General features: G+C 70.1%; 14 protein-coding genes. 9 read left to right on the top strand and 5 right to left on the bottom strand.

The genetic code is table 11. The features are described from left to right. Positions 1-42: 42 nt before the first annotated feature. A complete protein-coding gene (locus ACFU8Q_RS00550) occupies positions 43-483 on the bottom strand; it encodes an SseB family protein (protein ID WP_072487501.1) in 441 nt (146 codons plus the stop codon). A 172-nt stretch (positions 484-655) separates the two neighbouring features. Here ACFU8Q_RS00550 and ACFU8Q_RS00545 point away from each other — a divergent pair, with 172 nt between their 5' ends. The 6 genes from ACFU8Q_RS00545 to ACFU8Q_RS00520 all read left to right on the top strand — a co-directional run bounded on the left by ACFU8Q_RS00545 (position 656) and on the right by ACFU8Q_RS00520 (position 8,529). After that, the gene (locus tag ACFU8Q_RS00545; protein WP_384446225.1) at positions 656-2,482 is read left to right on the top strand and encodes an acyl-CoA dehydrogenase; all 1,827 of its coding nucleotides are present in this window, start codon (positions 656-658) and stop codon (positions 2,480-2,482) included. A gap of 122 nt (positions 2,483-2,604) precedes the next feature. Beyond that, the gene (locus tag ACFU8Q_RS00540; RefSeq protein ID WP_384446223.1) at positions 2,605-2,832 is read left to right on the top strand and encodes a hypothetical protein; all 228 of its coding nucleotides are present in this window, start codon (positions 2,605-2,607) and stop codon (positions 2,830-2,832) included. Positions 2,833-2,837: 5 nt separating this feature from the next. Then, on the top strand, positions 2,838-4,136 hold the full coding sequence (locus ACFU8Q_RS00535) for a M18 family aminopeptidase (protein ID WP_384446222.1): 1,299 nt from the start codon (positions 2,838-2,840) through the stop codon (positions 4,134-4,136). A 104-nt stretch (positions 4,137-4,240) separates the two neighbouring features. Continuing rightward, the gene (locus ACFU8Q_RS00530; protein ID WP_384446220.1) at positions 4,241-4,462 is read left to right on the top strand and encodes a DUF6458 family protein; all 222 of its coding nucleotides are present in this window, start codon (positions 4,241-4,243) and stop codon (positions 4,460-4,462) included. Between the two features lie 131 nt (positions 4,463-4,593). Then, positions 4,594-7,599 carry a BTAD domain-containing putative transcriptional regulator gene (locus tag ACFU8Q_RS00525; RefSeq protein WP_384446218.1) on the top strand — a complete coding sequence of 1,002 codons (3,006 nt, stop codon included), beginning with the start codon at positions 4,594-4,596 and terminating at the stop codon, positions 7,597-7,599. A gap of 171 nt (positions 7,600-7,770) precedes the next feature. Continuing rightward, complete coding sequence (locus tag ACFU8Q_RS00520; RefSeq protein ID WP_384446216.1) at positions 7,771-8,529, top strand: DUF4232 domain-containing protein; 759 nt, start codon at positions 7,771-7,773, stop codon at positions 8,527-8,529. 103 nt (positions 8,530-8,632) lie between these two features. Here the strand turns inward: ACFU8Q_RS00520 and ACFU8Q_RS00515 are convergent, their stop codons facing one another. Next, positions 8,633-10,459, bottom strand: coding sequence for an NHL domain-containing thioredoxin family protein (locus ACFU8Q_RS00515; protein ID WP_384446214.1), 1,827 nt, complete (start codon positions 10,457-10,459; stop codon positions 8,633-8,635). An 82-nt stretch (positions 10,460-10,541) separates the two neighbouring features. Between ACFU8Q_RS00515 and ACFU8Q_RS00510 the strand changes: the two genes are divergently transcribed. Then, positions 10,542-11,033 (top strand): LURP-one-related/scramblase family protein, encoded by a 492-nt coding sequence (locus tag ACFU8Q_RS00510; RefSeq protein ID WP_384446212.1) that lies wholly within the window; start codon positions 10,542-10,544, stop codon positions 11,031-11,033. 127 nt (positions 11,034-11,160) lie between these two features. On the opposite strand, the gene ACFU8Q_RS00505 is transcribed toward ACFU8Q_RS00510, so the two are convergent. Continuing rightward, positions 11,161-11,961: a carbon-nitrogen family hydrolase gene (locus ACFU8Q_RS00505; protein ID WP_384446210.1), complete on the bottom strand. Its 801-nt coding sequence runs from the start codon at positions 11,959-11,961 to the stop codon at positions 11,161-11,163. A gap of 170 nt (positions 11,962-12,131) precedes the next feature. Between ACFU8Q_RS00505 and ACFU8Q_RS00500 the strand changes: the two genes are divergently transcribed. Then, positions 12,132-12,956, top strand: a complete 825-nt coding sequence (locus ACFU8Q_RS00500) for a maleylpyruvate isomerase family mycothiol-dependent enzyme (protein ID WP_384446208.1) — start codon at positions 12,132-12,134, stop codon at positions 12,954-12,956. Positions 12,957-13,037: 81 nt separating this feature from the next. Here the strand turns inward: ACFU8Q_RS00500 and ACFU8Q_RS00495 are convergent, their stop codons facing one another. Together ACFU8Q_RS00495 and ACFU8Q_RS00490 are read right to left on the bottom strand one after the other, a co-directional pair. Continuing rightward, a complete protein-coding gene (locus ACFU8Q_RS00495) occupies positions 13,038-14,345 on the bottom strand; it encodes a nitrate/nitrite transporter (protein ID WP_384446206.1) in 1,308 nt (435 codons plus the stop codon). Further along, positions 14,342-15,037, bottom strand: coding sequence for a GntR family transcriptional regulator (locus ACFU8Q_RS00490; protein WP_384446204.1), 696 nt, complete (start codon positions 15,035-15,037; stop codon positions 14,342-14,344). The genes ACFU8Q_RS00495 and ACFU8Q_RS00490 overlap by 4 nt, the downstream gene beginning before the upstream one ends. 331 nt (positions 15,038-15,368) lie before the next feature. Between ACFU8Q_RS00490 and ACFU8Q_RS00485 the strand changes: the two genes are divergently transcribed. Next, the gene (locus ACFU8Q_RS00485) at positions 15,369-16,268 is read left to right on the top strand and encodes a D-alanyl-D-alanine carboxypeptidase family protein (RefSeq protein WP_384446203.1); all 900 of its coding nucleotides are present in this window, start codon (positions 15,369-15,371) and stop codon (positions 16,266-16,268) included. Positions 16,269-16,519 lie beyond the last annotated feature (251 nt).

Below are 16,519 nucleotides of genomic sequence, written 5' to 3'. Positions count from 1 at the left end.
GTACCTGGCGGTACGGGCCCCTTCTCGAACGAAGACCGGAGGTCAGCCGTACATACGGCGCATCGCGAAGTCGACCATCTGCTCCACGGCCTTGGCGTCGAAGACCATGCGGTGCTCGCCCTCCATGTCGAGGACGAAGCCGTAGCCGGTCGGCAGCAGGTCGATCACCTCGGCCCCGGTGATCACGAAGTACTTGGACTCCTTGCCCGCGTACAGCCGCAGCTCCTTGAGCGTGGTGAACATCGGGATCACCGGCTGCTGGGTGTTGTGCAGCGCGAGGAATCCGGGGTTGTCGCCGCGCGGGCAGTAGACCTTCGACGTCGCGAAGATCTGCTGGAAGTCCTCGGCGGACAGCGAGCCGGTCGTGAAGGCCCGTACCGCATCCCCCAGGGACGGCGGCGAGGGCTCGGGGTACAGCGGCTGCTCGCCGTAGCCGCCACCCATCTGCTGCTGTGCGCCGGGGTTCTGGTCGTAGCCGTACATGCCGCAAAGAGTAATCGGACACATCAGGCCCTTGAGGGGTTGCACCTTATTACTGGCGGGTAGCATCATCGTAGAGGTCAGCTGATATGCGCACCGCCAGCTCGTCGCCCACCCGGCCCACGCCCCTTCCTGGGGTGCTGCACGCCACTGCTATTGATTACGGAGCCTTCCCATGGGGCACTACAAGTCGAATCTCCGCGACATCGAGTTCAACCTCTTCGAGGTCCTCGGGCGCGACAAGACGTACGGCACCGGCCCGTTCGCCGAGATGGACGTCGAGACGGCGAAGAGCATCCTCGACGAGGTCGCCCGCCTCGCGGAGAACGAGCTGGCCGACTCCTTCGCGGACGCCGACCGCAACCCGCCGGTCTTCGACCCGGAGACCAACACCGCGCCGGTCCCGGCGACCTTCAAGAAGTCGTACCAGGCGTTCATGGACTCCGAGTACTGGCGTCTGGGCCTGCCCGAGGAGATCGGCGGCACCACCTCCCCGCGCTCCCTGATCTGGGGCTACGCGGAGCTGCTGCTCGGCTCGAACCCGGCTGTCTGGATGTACTCCTCCGGCCCGGCGTTCGCCGGCATCCTCTTCGACGAGGGCAACGAGGCGCAGAAGAAGATCGCCGAGATCGCCGTCGAGAGGCAGTGGGGCTCGACGATGGTGCTGACCGAGCCGGACGCCGGTTCGGACGTCGGCGCGGGCCGTACGAAGGCCGTCGAGCAGGAGGACGGCTCCTGGCACATCGAGGGTGTGAAGCGCTTCATCACCTCGGGCGAGCACGACATGTCAGAGAACATCATCCACTACGTGCTGGCCCGCCCCGAGGGCGCCGGCCCCGGCACCAAGGGCCTCTCGCTCTTCATGGTCCCGAAGTTCCACTTCGACTGGACCACCGGCGAGCTGGGCGAGCGCAACGGCGTGTACGCGACGAACGTCGAGCACAAGATGGGCCTCAAGGCATCCAACACCTGCGAGATGACGTTCGGCGACCAGCACCCCGCCAAGGGCTGGCTGATCGGCGACAAGCACGACGGCATCCGCCAGATGTTCCGCATCATCGAGTTCGCCCGCATGATGGTCGGCACGAAGGCCATCGCGACCCTCTCGACCGGATACCTGAACGCGCTGGAGTACGCCAAGGAGCGCGTCCAGGGCACCGACCTGTCGCAGTTCATGGACAAGACCGCCCCCAAGGTCACCATCACGCACCACCCCGACGTGCGCCGCTCCCTCATGACGCAGAAGGCGTACGCGGAGGGCATGCGCTCCCTCGTGCTGTACACCGCCTCCGTCCAGGACGCGATCCAGGAGAAGGAGGCCGCGGGCGAGGACGCCAAGGCACTGCACGGCCTCAACGACCTGCTGCTCCCGATCGTGAAGGGCTACGGCTCCGAGAGGTCGTACGAGCAGCTGGCGCAATCGCTCCAGACGTTCGGCGGCTCCGGGTACCTCCAGGAGTACCCGATCGAGCAGTACATCCGTGACGCCAAGATCGACACGCTGTACGAGGGCACGACGGCGATCCAGGGCCAGGACTTCTTCTTCCGGAAGATCGTCCGCGACCAGGGTGCCTCGCTCAACGCGCTCTCCGAGGAGATCAAGAAGTTCCTCGCGGGCGCCCAGGGCAACGAGGAACTGTCCGGTGCGCTGGACTCGCTCGCCAAGGCGGCAGTGGACCTGGAGGCGATCGTCGGCACGATGATCACCGACCTGACCGCGACCGGCGAGGACGTCAAGAACATCTACAAGGTGGGCCTCAACACCACCCGCCTGCTGATGTCCTCCGGCGATGTCGTCGTCGGCTACCTGCTGCTCAAGGGCGCGGCCGTCGCGGCCGAGAAGCTGCCGACCGCCGCCGCGAAGGATGTCGCCTTCTACCGGGGCAAGATCGCCGCTGCGAAGTTCTTCGCCGCGAACGTTCTGCCGGGCGTCTCCACCGAACGGGCGCTCGCCGAGTCCGTCGACAACTCGCTGATGGAGCTGGACGAGGCCGCGTTCTAGGGTCTGTCCGGCGGATCAGGGTCGGACAGACCCTGGTGCCCCTCCGTACGGAATCGTCAACACACGCCGCCACCCGAAATTATTTCGGGTGGCGGCGCTGTCGTATCAGCTGGGTACGCCGAGTGCACGGCCCGGAATCCCTTCTGGACCCGGTCAACAAGAAATACGTGTCCACCGGTGTCCACGACGACCGGCTGAAGCTCTCCGCCCCGTGCGACATCGACATCGACCTGACCGCCATCGACCAGCTGTGGGCCCGACCGCCCCACACGCGCCCCGGCCTCGCGGGCGCCCCGCGGCACCGCCCGCGGACGACGGTGAATCCCGCCCGTCCGGCCTCGTTAAAGTGAAGAACATGAGTTCCTCCCTCCGCTTCGACCGCGGTCACACCGACGACCTGATGGCCTTCCTGATGGCCTCCCCCTCCCCCTACCACGCCGTGGCCACCGCGGCCGAGCGGCTGGAGAAGGCCGGATTCCGGCAGGTCGACGAGACAGCGGCCTGGGACGGCACCAGCGGGGGAAAGTACGTCCTGCGCGGCGGTGCGATCGTCGCCTGGTACGTGCCGGAGGGCGCCGCGGCGCACACCCCGTACCGGATCGTCGGAGCGCACACCGACTCGCCGAATCTGCGGGTCAAGCCGCTGCCCGACACCGGTGCGTACGGCTGGCGGCAGATCGCCGTGGAGATCTACGGCGGGACGCTCCTGAACACCTGGCTCGACCGGGACCTCGGTCTCGCCGGCCGGATCTCGCTGCGCGACGGCACGCACCGACTGGTGAACGTCGACCGGCCGCTCCTGCGCGTACCGCAGCTGGCCGTGCACCTGGACCGTTCCGCCAACCCCGACGGCCTGAAGCTCGACCGGCAGAAGCACATGCAGCCGATCTGGGGGCTCGGGGACGTCGAGGAGGGCGACCTGATCCGCTTCGTCGCCGAGGAGGCGGGCGTCGACGCCGAGGACGTGACCGGCTGGGACCTGATGCCGCACCCCGTCGAGCCGCCCGCCTACCTGGGCCGGGACCGTGAGCTGCTGGCCGGGCCCAGGATGGACAACCTGCTCTCCGTGCACTCCGCGACCGCCGCGCTCGCCGCCGTCGCCGGGCAGCCGGACGCCGAACTTCCGTACATCCCGGTCATGGCCGCCTTCGACCACGAGGAGAACGGCTCGCAGTCCGACACCGGCGCCGACGGACCGCTGCTCGGCACGGTCCTGGAACGCTCGGTGTTCGCCCGCGGCGGTACGTACGAGGACCGTGCCCGCGCCTTCGCCGGGACCGTCTGTCTCTCCTCGGACACCGGTCACGCGATCCACCCCAACTACGCCGAGCGCCACGACCCGACCCACCACCCGGTGGTCAACGGCGGGCCGATCCTCAAGGTCAACGTCAATATGCGGTACGCGACCGACGGCAGCGGCCGGGCCGTGTTCGCGGCGGCGTGCGAGAAGGCGGGCGTGCCGTGGCAGACGTTCGTCTCCAACAACTCGATGCCGTGCGGCACCACGATCGGCCCGATCACCGCCGCCCGGCACGGCATTCAGACCGTGGACATCGGCGTCGCGATCCTGTCGATGCACAGCGCCCGTGAACTGTGCGGCGCGGACGATCCGTATCTGCTGGCCAACGCGATGACGGCGTTCCTGACGGGCTGAGTCTCCCCCGCTCCGACCGCAGCCCCGGGCATGGTCGTTGCCGGGCCGGGTACGCGATCCGTACACCGGCCCGGAACCGCCGGGCCGTCGAGGAGGCGGGATTCATGGGACTCGGAGGATGCATCATCCTCATCGGCGCCGGGGCGATACTGGCCTTCGCCACCGACTGGAAGATGGACACCGTCAACGTCGGCCTGGTCGGCTGGATCATGATGATCGTCGGCACCATCGGGGTCTTCGTCTACGCGAGCATCGCGCGGCGTCGCCGGATGGTCGTGCCGCCCAGCACCGCGGTCGTGTCCGAGGACGAGCGCCGCTACCCCTGACCCACGGCGCCGGGCAGGTCGCGCCCCGCCGACCGGGCGTGACCCGTCGTCGGCCCCTCGGAACCCCCGATATTCTGGGACTTGTCCCGAGCCCCACCTCGGGCGTATCCCGCCCGGAAGGGGAGACACTCGTGGAGTTCCGGTTGCTCGGCACCGTCTCCGTCGACACACTCACCGGGCCACTGCCACTCGGTCCCGCCAAACGCCGCAGCCTGCTCGCCGCGCTCCTGCTGTCCGCCAACACACCGGTCCCCATCGCCCGGTTGACGGACTGCCTGTGGGACGACACCCCGCCGCTGCACGCCCGTGGCGTCATCCAGGGGCATGTGTCCCGGCTGCGCGCCCTCCTGGTGGGCGCGGACGCGGAGGCGTACGGGGTGGAACTGATCACGCTCGGCGACGCGTACGTGCTGCGGGTACCGGAAACCCTGCTGGACTCCCAGCGGTTCGAGGAACTGCTGATGCTGGCGCGGGAGCAGCGCAGCCCCGCCGACTCCGTACTGATGCTCAAGGATGCCCTGTCGCTGTGGCAGGGACCGGCACTCAACGGAGCGTTCGCCGGTCCGCCGCTCCAGGCGGCCGCGCACTCGCTGGAGGAATCACGGCTGGCGACGGTCGAGCACCTGGCGCTCGCCTACGCGACGTTGGGGGAGCACAACCGGGCTGCGTCGGTGCTACGGGCGGAAGCGGTTGCGCATCCGATGCGGGAGTCGCTGGCTGCGGCCTTGATGACGGCGCTGTACCGGGCGGGTCGTCAGTCGGAGGCACTGGACTGGTTCCACCGCACGAGGCGGCTGCTCGCCGATGAGCTGGGGGTCGACCCGGGGCACGAGCTCGCTGATGCGTACGCGCTGATCCTGCGCGGCGACCCCGGGCCGGACGCCGCGCGGGACACCGCACCGGACGCCCGACGGAACACGGCCGACGGCCCGGCAGCGCCGATGCGCGGTCCGGGCCGGCCACGCAACGGCTCCGGCAGTGGCACGGGCGGCGGGAGCGGTCACGGCAACGGCGCGGGCATCGCCAACAGCAACGGGGCTCTGTCCGTGGCCCGTCCGGTGGCCGAGCGTCGGGCGGGGCCGGATGCGGGGGCCGAACCGGCCGACCGGCCGGGCGACTTGATCAGTGGTACGGGGGACGGAGCGGGAGCCGGTGCGAACTCCGCCCCCGCCCTGCCGTCCCCCCGTCCCCTCCCCCCGCCGCCCCTCATCAATGAGCCGCACCCCACCGATCTGCTGCCCCGCGCACCCCGCGGGTTCCACGGCCGGGTCCCCGAACTGGCCGCGCTCACCCGGGCCGCGGCAGGCGAGGCACCCGTCTGTCTGGTCACCGGACCGGCCGGCGTGGGAAAGACCGCGCTGGCCCTGCAGTGGGCGCACCGCAACCCCGCCGCCTTCCCGGACGGACGGCTCTTCGCCGACTTGCGTGGGTTCAGCGACAGCGGAGAGCCCGCGCTGATCGAGGTCCTGCGCGAGTTCCTGCTGGCGCTCGGCGTCGCACCGCGCCGCGTCCCCGAGTCCGTGCCCGCCGCGGCGGCTCTCTTCCGTTCCCTGACCGACCGGCGCCGGCTGCTCGTCGTCCTCGACAACGCCCGCGACTCCGCCACCGTCAGGCCCCTGCTGCCGGGCGGCACCGACTGCGTCACGCTGGTCACCAGCCGGCACCGGCTGGAAGGCCTCATCGCCTCGGACGCCGCCCGCCCCGTCCCGCTCGACGTACTCGAACCGCAGGACGGCACGGCCCTGCTGGCCGGTGTGCTCGGCGAGGAACGGGTCCTCGCCGAACCCGTGGCCGCCCGTCGGCTCGCCGGACTCTGCGGAGGACTGCCGCTCGCCCTGCGCGTCACCGCGGCGCGGCTGGCGGGACGCCCGCAGCGGACGCTGGCCGGGCTGGCCGACGAACTGGCCGACGAACGCAGCAGGCTGACGTACCTCGACGTGGACGACACCGGTGTCTCGGCCTCGCTGCGGCTGACCGTGCAACAGCTTCCGCCGGACGCCGTCCACCAGTTCACCCGGCTCGGCCACCATCCCGGAAGCCACTTCGACCCGTACACCGCCGCCGCACTCGCCGGCACGGACCCGGTCACCGCCGCCGCGGCGCTGGAACGGCTCGCCACCGCCCACCTCGTCACCGAGAGGGCACCCGGTCGCTGGATGCTGCACGATCTGGTCCGTCTCTACGCCCGCGGCCTGGACCCCGCGGCCGGACCCGAGGCCCTCGTCGGCGTCCTCGACCACTACATAGCCACCGCGCTCGCCGCCGCCGACACGGCCGAACCCGGCGGCGAGCCCTGCTTCGTCCTGCCGGACGGCTACCACCGCCCCGCCGCAGTCCGGGACTTCACCGACCGGGCGGCGGCGATGAGCTGGCTGGCCGCCGAACGCGACGATCTGGCCCTGGCCGCCGTCGCGGCCCGGACCGCCGGGCTCGACGACCGGGCCTGGCGGATCATCCTGCTCCAGTGGCCGCGGGTGGTGTGGCGGGTCCGGGACAGCTGGGCCCCGCTGCTGGAACTGGCCCTGGACTCCGCCCGCACCGAGAACGATCCGTACGCCGAGTCGCGAGTGATCAATCTGCTGGGCTGGGTGCTGACCGAGGAGGGCAGGAGCGCCGAGGCCGTCGCCCTGCTGGAGCGCTCGCCCGCCCTCGCCCGGCAGGCCGGAGACCGGCTCGGCGAGGCGACCGCGCTGATCAACCTGGCCATCGTCCAGGCCGAACAGGGCGGGCTCGACCTGGCACTGGAGGGCTGCGAACGGGCCGTCGGCCTGGCCCGCGAGGAATGCGACGCGCACACCGAGATGCTCGCCCTGCAGCACCTCGCCCGGATGCAGCTCACCGCCGACCGCCCGCAGGACGCCCTCCGCTCCGCCCGGACGGCACTCGACCTCGGGCCCGAGCACGAGGAGGCCGCACGCCGGGTGCTGCTGCTGATCGTCAGCGGCGAGGCCCGGCTGGCACTCGGCGAGGAGGACGACGGCATCCGGCTGCTGGACCTGGCGGCGGCGGAGGCGGAAGCCGCCGGTTACGACGAGGGCGCGGTCCGGGCCCTCGAAGCGCTGCTGCGCGTCACGGCACGGACGGAGTACCGCAAACGGTACGAAGAGGCGGTCCGGCGGCTCGCTGACGACGCCTGAGCCGCACGTCCGGACAGAGACGTGAGAGTGCCGGTCCCGGACGTCAGCGGGACGTCAGCGGGACGCCAGCAGAACATGAGCGGCACACCCCAGAGTCATACATGTCAGCAGGTCAGGGGCGTTCGCCAATGACCAGGCGTCCGCCGCACCGTCACACTCGGGGGAAATTCCATGAGTACGCTCCGCAACCGCACCACCGTCCTCGCCGCCGCGACCACCGCGGTGCTCGCCCTGGCCCTGACCGCGTGCGGCGGGGACGGCTCCGGTACGAAGTCCGCCGGCCCGGCGGGCGACGCCGCAGCGGCTGCTGCCTCGACGGACGCCACCGACGCGACGACCACGGGCGCCGAGAAGACCGACGGTGCCGGGCAGAACACCGGAGCCACGAAGACGGGCACCTCGAGGACGGGCACCTCGAAGACCGGCACGTCCAACGGCAGCGCCGAGACGGGCGGCGACACCAGCGACAGCTACGCCTACAAGCACCCGTGCAAGAGCGGGGACCTGTCGGTGCGCGTGTACCCCCGCGAGGGCTCGGCCACCCAGCAGGTGATCGAGGTCAACAACGTCGGCGCGAACTCCTGCGGTCTGAGCTACTTCCCGCGGGTCAGCCTGGGCGCCGCGAAGGCCTCGGACCACAGCTCCGACATCCAGCCGACCGTTCCCGGCGGCCTGGGCGGCGCACCCGCGTACCCGGTCAAGCCCAAGACGGCCGCCATCGCCGTGATCGACCTCAACCCGAGCGGTGCGAACGGCCTGACCTGGATCGACGAGATGAACGTGCTCGCCGACGGTGACCACATGCCCAACGCGCAGACGCAGAACTTCGAGCTCGGCCCCGATGTGAAGGTGCGCGACCCGAAGCTCGGCCTGTACCGGAGCACGGTCGCCGAAGCGGTGAGCTCCATGAAGCAGGCGGGCACCTCCTGACCCGCTGAGCCGGGCCGTACGACGAGCCCCGCGGGACGCGGCCCCTACCGCACGCACCGCACCCGGCGCAGAAGGCCCTCCGTGTCCGGGGCTCCGCCCGCCGTCAGGCCTGCTCGTCCATCCCTGCCAGCACCAGCGGCAGCCGGGGCGTTCCCTCCGCGGTCACGCGGACGGGGACGCCCCAGTCCTGCTGGTGGACATGGCAGGCCGGGTATTCGTTCGCCGGGTCGTCGTCGCACGACGCCGCCATCGCGGACACGTGCAGGACCCCCTCGGTGACGCCGTCGGCCAGCACCAGGTCGCGGAAGAGATCGGTGCCCGGACCGGCGCCCTGTGCCAGCAGCTCCGGCGGGGTCGCCGAGACCAGCAGCCGGGTCGAGGGACCGTACCGGGTGTCCAGCTTCTGCCCGGCGGGCGCCTGGAAGACCACATCGAGGCGGAGCGTGCCCGGGGCGACCTCGGTGGCCGCGCGCTGCGTGTGGTGTGCCTGGCCGGCGACGCGTACGGCCTCCTCCGGAAGCCGCAGCCGGGTCAGCCGGTGCCGGGCGGACTCGACGACGACGAGATCGCCGTCGGTCAGGACGGCGTCACTGGGCTCGCGCAGATCCGTCGCCAGGGTGGTGACCTCGCCGCTCACGGGGTCGTAGCGCCGCAGCGCGTGGTTGTACGTGTCGCAGACGGCGACGGATCCGTCGGGCAGCGCGGTCACGCCCAGCGGGTGCTGGAACAGCGCCTGCTCCGCCACGCCGTCGCGGTGTCCGAAGTCGAAGAGACCGGTGCCGACGGCCGTACGGACGACGAAGCCGGTGCCGTCCCGCTCGACGTACCGCAGGGCAGACGTCTCCGAGTCGGCGACCCACAGCCGCTCCCCGTCGGCCGACGTCGCGAGGCCGGACGGCTGGGCGAACCACGCCTCGTCGGCCGGCCCGTCGACCAGGCCCTCGTTGGTCGTACCCGCGGCGACCCGCACGGTCCCCGTCGCGGGGTCGTACGTCCACAGCTGGTGCACGCCCGCCATGGCGATCCACAGTCGGTCCGCGAACCACGCGACGTCCCAGGGGGAGGACAGGTCGACCTCGCGGGCCGGGCCCGACGTCGGTGAGCCCTGCCACCACTGACGGCCGGTGCCGGCGAGGGTCGTCGTCGCCCCGGTGGCGAGGTCGAGGGCGCGAATCGCGTGATTGACGGTGTCGGCCACCGCGATCCGGCCGTCGGGCAGCACGGCGAGCCCCTGCGGCTCGGAGAACCGGACCTCGTCGGGCCCGCCGTCGGTGAACCCCCTGTCCCCTGTTCCGACGTGACGGCGAACCGTTTCACCGTCATGTTCGATCTCGACCAGGCGGTGCCGGGTGGTGTCGGAGACGAGGAAGCCGCCGTCCGGCAGGAGCAGGGCCTTGCCGGGGAACCGCAGATGCGTGGCGACCGGCTCGGGCGCGACGTACGGGCCGTCGCCGCGGCGCAGCGTGCCCGTCGCCCCGTGCTCGGTCTCCAGCTCCTCGACCAGCTTCTCGATGGCGTGCGCATGGCCCTCGCCCGCGTGCTGGGCGACGACGTAGCCCTCCGGGTCGATGACGACGAGCGTGGGCCAGGCACGTACGGCGTACTGCTTCCAGGTCGCCAGCTCCGGGTCGTCGAGGACCGGGTGGTGGACCTCGTACCGCTCGACGGCGTCGACGACTGCCTGGTGCTCGGCCTCGTGGACGAACTTCGGCGAGTGCACACCGATGATCACGACCGTGTCGCGGTGCTTCTCCTCCAGTTCACGCAGCTCATCGAGAACATGGAGACAGTTCACACAGCAGAAGGTCCAAAAATCCAGGATCACAATGCGCCCTCGCAGGTCAGCGAGGGTGTACTGCTGGTCGCCTGTATTGAGCCAGCCGCCCTTGCCGATCAGCTCGGGGGCCCGGACGCGCGCACGTGTTCCCATGTGGACAGTCAACAGCACCATGGCCCGCACGCATTCCGGAGGGTCCACGTATTCCGGGCGGTTCTGGGGGAACCTGTGAGCCATGAGATTCCTGGTGCGTGAACGGCTCTTCGCTGTAGGCGACGACTACTGGATCGAGGACGCGGACGGTCGCAAGGTCTTCCTCGTCGACGGCAAGGCCATGCGGGTGCGTGACACCTTCGAGCTGAAGGACGCGCAGGGCCGGATCCTGGTCGAGATCCGGCAGAAGCTGCTCAGCCTGCGCGACACGATGCTCATCGAGCGGGACGGCGAGCAGCTCGCCAAGGTCCAGCGCAAGCGGCTGTCGCTGCTGCGCAACCACTACCGGGTCACGCTGGTGGACGGTACCGAGCTCGATGTCAGCGGCAAGATCCTGGACCGCGAGTTCGCCGTCGACTACGACGGGGAACTGCTGGCCCAGATCTCGCGGCGGTGGCTGACCGTCCGGGACACGTACGGCATCGACGTCGTACGGGAGGACGCCGACACGGCACTGCTCATCGCCGTATCAGTGTGCGTCATCGTGCTCGCCGACAAGGAGCACGAGGACTGACGAGCTCGAAGATCAAGCCCGTCGAGAGAGTCCCCCACGCCCTTAAGGCCATGGGGGAGATTGAGGGCAGAACGACCAGCGGGTGGGTCCGGCGATGGCATCGAACCCGGTTTCACGTGAAACGTGACTACTCGCCCGTCTCGGGCGGTGCCAGTCCCAGCCGCCGGTCCTTGAGCGCCGGGAACTGCTCGCGCGTGGCGGCGACCTTCGCCGGGTCGAACTCCACGCTCAGCACCTCCTCATCGGCACCCGCCTCCGCAAGCACCTCGCCCCACGGGTCGACGACGATGCTGTGTCCGGCCTGCTGGATTCCGGCGTGGGTGCCCGCGGTGCCGACGGCCAGGACGTACGACTGGTTCTCGACGGCACGGGCCCGGGCCAGCAGCGTCCAGTGGGCGCGGCGGCGCTCGGGCCAGCCCGCCGCGACGATCAGCGTCTCGGCGCCCGCGTCGACCAGGCCGCGGAACATTTCCGGGAAGCGCAGGTCGTAACAGGTGGCGAGGCCCAGGGTGGTCTGCGGCAGGGCGACCGTGACGAGGTCCTCGCCGGCGCCCATCATGACCGCCTCACCCTGGTCGAAGCCGAAGCGGTGGACCTTGCGGTACGCGGCGGCCCGCTCACCCTCGGGCGTGAAGACGAGCGCCGTGTTGTAGAGGGTGCCGTCGACGGCGCGCTCGACGAAGGAGCCCGCGTGCAGCCAGACCCCGGCGTCGGCCGCGGCCTTGGCCATGATGTCGTGGGTGGGCCCCTGGAGCGGTTCGGCCTCGTCGGCGAAGGAGGTGTACGCGAAGGCACCGACCGGCCAGAGCTCTGGTAGAACCACCAGATCCGCACCGCGCTGGTCCGCGATCAGCGAAGCCGCGCGCTGCCTACGGGAATTGACCGATTCGTCCGGGTCTACTGCGATCTGGATGAGGGAGGCGCGCACACTACCACCGTCCTGGCATTCGAGCCGTCAACACGGGCCTACGATCGTCACACGAAAGCACTGCCGGGGTGCCTGCTCGCAGCGTAACTTAGCGACCGAACCTCCCACGCAGTCCGCCGCCCGCGCCCAGCACTCCAGCCCATGCACCGCAGAACCGCACGAGGGGTCCCGTGACCGTCCATCCCAGCCTCCAGACCTACGCCGATGCCTGGACCCACTCCATCGAGTCGATAGCCGAGCTGGTGAAGCCGCTCGCCGAGGGAGAGTGGAACAGCCGTACACCGTGCCCCAACTGGTCGGTGCGTGACATCGTCTCGCACATCATCGGCATGGAGAGCGAGCAGCTCGGCGACCCGCGTCCGATCCATACGCTGCCGCGCGATCTCTTCCACGTGCAGAGCGACTTCGCGCGCTACATGGAGATGCAGGTCGATGTGCGGCGTCACCACACCGCGCCGGAGATGACCTCCGAGCTGGAGTACACGATCATCCGCCGCGCACGTCAGCTGCGCAACGAGACCCGTGCCCCCGAGACCATGGTCCGGGCGCCGCTGGGCGCCGAGCAGACCCTCGAACTGGCGCTGCGGATGCGGGCCTTCGACGTCTGGGTGCATGAGCAGGACCTGCGGACGACGCTGGGGCGGCCCGGCAATCTGGACTCCCCCGGCGCCACCGTCGTCCGGGACACCCTGCTCGCCGCACTCCCGAAGGTGGTCGCCAAGGACGCGGGCGCGCCGGCCAATTCGGCGATCGTGCTCGATGTGCACGGGGCGCTGGAGTTCCTGCGCACGGTCAGGGTCGACGCGGAGGGCCACGGCTCGGTGGACGGATCGCCGTCGCTCGGGCCCGCGGTGACGCTGGCGATGGACTGGGAGACCTACTACCGCCTCGCCTGCGGACGGGTGCGCGCGGCCGCGGTCGCGGACCGGATCAAGATCGAGGGCGACCCGGACCTGGCGGCGGCGATCCTGCAGAACTTCGCCGTGACGCCGTAGCGCCCCGGCGCCGCGCCCCGGTGATCGGCGGCGCCCGTCGTGCGAGGACGGGCGCGCCGCCGATCCGGCGCGACAGGCGCGTCACGCGGGTACGTGCACGGCCTCCACGCGGCTGATCACATGGTGGTCCCGCTCGCGGTGCGTGGCCCGGGAGTGCAGTCGCAGAATCTGTACGACGCCGAGCGCCTCCAGCACGAAGACCGAGGCGAAAGCGATCCGGTAGTTGCCCCCGGTCGCGTCCAGCAGCACGCCGACGGCGAACAGCGTCGTCATCGAGGCGATGAAGCCGCCCATGTTGACGATGCCCGACGCGGTGCCCTGGCGCTCCGGCGGGTTGGCGGGCCGTGCGAAGTCGAAGCCGATCATCGAGGCGGGACCGCACGCGCCGAGCACCGCGCACAGGACGATCAGCAGCCACATCGGCGCGTGTTCGCCCGGGTAGAAGATGGTCGACGCCCAGAGCAGGGCCGTCACCGTGACCGTTCCGAGGGCCAGCGGGGCGCGGGCCGCGTGGTGGCGGGCGATGATCTGCCCGTAGACCAGCCCGAACGCCATGTTGGAGAGCACCACCAGGGTGAGCAGCTCACCGGCCGTGGACCGGCTCAGCCCTTGCGCCTCCACGAGGAACGGCAGGCCCCACAGCAGCAGGAACACCATTGCCGGGAACTGCGTGGTGAAGTGCACCCACATACCGAGCCGGGTGCCGGGCTCCCGCCAGGCGGCGGCGATCTGCCGGCGTACGTAGGCGGCGCCCGCGTGCTCGGCGGGCGGCGGCTCGTGGCCCTCGGGGTGGTCCTTCAGGAACAGCAGAAGGAGTACGAGGACGAGAACCCCGGCGGCGGAGCTGCCGACGAAGGTGGTGGTCCAGCCGAATCCGTGCAGGGCCCGCGCGATGAAGAGCGTCGAGACGAGGTTGCCCGCCATTCCGAAGAGCGCGGCCACCTGCCCGATCAGCGGACCGCGTCGCGCCGGGAACCAGCGGGCGCCGAGCCGCAGCACACTGATGAACGTCATCGCGTCGCCGCAGCCGAGCAGCGCCCTGGACGCCAGCGCCATGCCGTACGAGGGGGAGAGCGCGAAACCCAGCTGCCCCAGGGTGAACAGGACGGCCCCGAGGGTGAGGACCTTCTTGGTGCCGAGCCGGTCGACCATCAGGCCGACAGGTATTTGCATGCCCGCGTAGACGAGCAGCTGAAGGATGGAGAACGTGGAGAGCGCGGAGGCGTTGACGTGGAACCGGTCGGCGGCATCGAGTCCGGCGACACCCAGGCTGGTGCGGAAGATGATGGCGACGAAGTAGACGGCGACACCGATGCCCCAGACCCACACGGCCCGCCGGCCTCCGGGCGGATCACCGGGCAGGGACAGGGTGGGCGCGGCGGAACTCATCGGTCCTCACCCCTGACGAGCACCTTGACCCGGCTGACATGACGCCGCACGACCTGCGCGGCGCCGTCCGCGTCGCCGGACCTGATGGCCTCCAGCAGCTCACCGTGCTCGGTGATGTTCGCGGCGATCCTCCCCGGGTGCGCCTCCATCACGGCCACGCCCATCCTCAACTGCCGGTCGCGCAGCTGGTCGTAGAGGCGCGAGAGGATGTCGTTGCCCGCGTTGCGCACGATCTCGGCGTGGAAGCAGCGGTCCTTCACGGACACCGCGGCCAGGTCCCCCGCCTCCGCCAACTGCCGCTGCTCATCGAGAAGCTCTTCGAGCCGCCTGATCAACTGAGAGGAGGCGGGCACGGCCTTGCGGGCCGCGAACTCCTCGACCAGCAGCCGGGTCTCCACCACGTCCGCGATTTCCTGGGCGGAGACGGCGAGCACGAGAGCCCCCTTCTTCGGATACAGCTTGATCAGCCCCTCGACCTCCAGCCGCAGCAGCGCCTCACGCACGGGCGTACGGGAGACTCCGACGGCCTCCGCGAGACCGCCCTCGGTGAGGAGAGTGCCGCCCTCGTAGCGACGGTCCAGGACGGCTTCCTTGACATGGGCGTAGACGCGCTCGGCGGCGGGGGGCTGCTTGACGGAAGACTTCTCGGCGGACTTCACACGGGGCTTCACGGCTGGGGGTGCGGCAGGCATGTACACAGCATAGATACAAGATGCGTGCATGATGACACTCGTCCGGAATCTGGACGGCGAAACCTCGGCCGACCGCGCCGGAACCGGCCGATGGAGCGGGACGGTCACCCGCACGGCGTGACGCGATCGACATCAACGACGTCGCATACAGGAGCGACGGTGCCCGGATCCGGCGAAGCCGCGCCGAACGGCGCGCCGGCCCATGCCCTGAACCACCCGCAGCCCCGGAATTACCCCAGGATTCAGCACATCCTTCCCTGGGTCTCATGAGTCTCATTACCGAGCGGCACCCTTATGAGGCCGCATTCCAGGGGCATTTGGAGCGTTCAAGTTGAAAATCGGCATCAAGGGCATAAACCGCGTTTCGGCCGCTGCCACCGTGGCCCTCACCGCGGGTGCTGTCATCGCGGGAAGCGCGTTCGCCTCCACGGCGCAGGCCGCGACACTGCCTACCCCCACGATCACCGCCAAGGGCGGTTACGTGATGAACGACGGCACCGCGAAGACCCTGTACTCCAAGGCCGCGGACACCCGTCGCTCCACCGGTTCCACCACCAAGATCATGACGGCCAAGGTCGTCCTGGCACAGAAGAATCTCAACCTGGATTCCAAGGTCACGATCCAGAAGGCGTACAGCGACTACATCGTCTCCAAGGGCGCCTCGTCCGCCCGCCTGATCGTGGGTGACAAGGTCACCGTCCGCCAACTGCTGTACGGCCTGATGCTGCCGTCCGGCTGCGACGCCGCGTACGCGCTGGCCGACAAGTTCGGCTCCGGCACCACCCGCGCGGCCCGCGTGAAGTCGTTCATCGGCAAGATGAACGCCCAGGCCAAGTCCCTGGGAATGACGAACACCCACTTCGACTCGTTCGACGGCATAGGGAACGGCTCGAACTACTCGACGCCGCGCGATCTGACGAAGCTCGCGAGCAACGCGATGAAGAGTTCCACGTTCCGCACGGTCGTGAAGACCAAGTCGACCAAGCAGAAGGTCACCACGAAGAGTGGTGGCTACCGCTACATGTCGTGGTCCAACACCAACGCGATGCTCAGCAGCTACAGCGGCGCCATCGGCGTGAAGACCGGTTCCGGCCCGACGGCCAAGTACTGCCTGGTCTTCGCCGCGACCCGCAACGGCAAGACGGTCATCGGCACGGTGCTCGCCTCCACCAACGCGACCACCCGCACCGCCGACATGAAGAAGATCATGGACTACGGCTTCAAGAAGTAGTCCGGCCGATCACGGCGACACGTCGCAGAGGGGCCCCGCGCGGTGCGGGGCCCCTTTCGCATTCCCCTGCCCGCAGAGCGGGCTGCACCGGTACGGAGCAGGGGAAGCCGGCTCGTCCACGCTCGCGCCATGGAGAACCCACCGGAGCCGCCACACCGTGACCGTGACCTGGTGCGGGCCTCCCACCGCGGCTTGCGGACGACGTTCAGGGAGACCGGGTGCAGCGCTCGGCACCGCCTCGGATCAGCGGC

The sequence above is a fragment of the Streptomyces sp. NPDC057543 genome, from assembly GCF_042801895.1.
Taxonomy (GTDB): domain Bacteria; phylum Actinomycetota; class Actinomycetes; order Streptomycetales; family Streptomycetaceae; genus Streptomyces.
The sequence above is the reverse complement of the archived record's forward strand: the minus strand, read 5'-3'. Positions and strand labels throughout refer to the sequence as shown.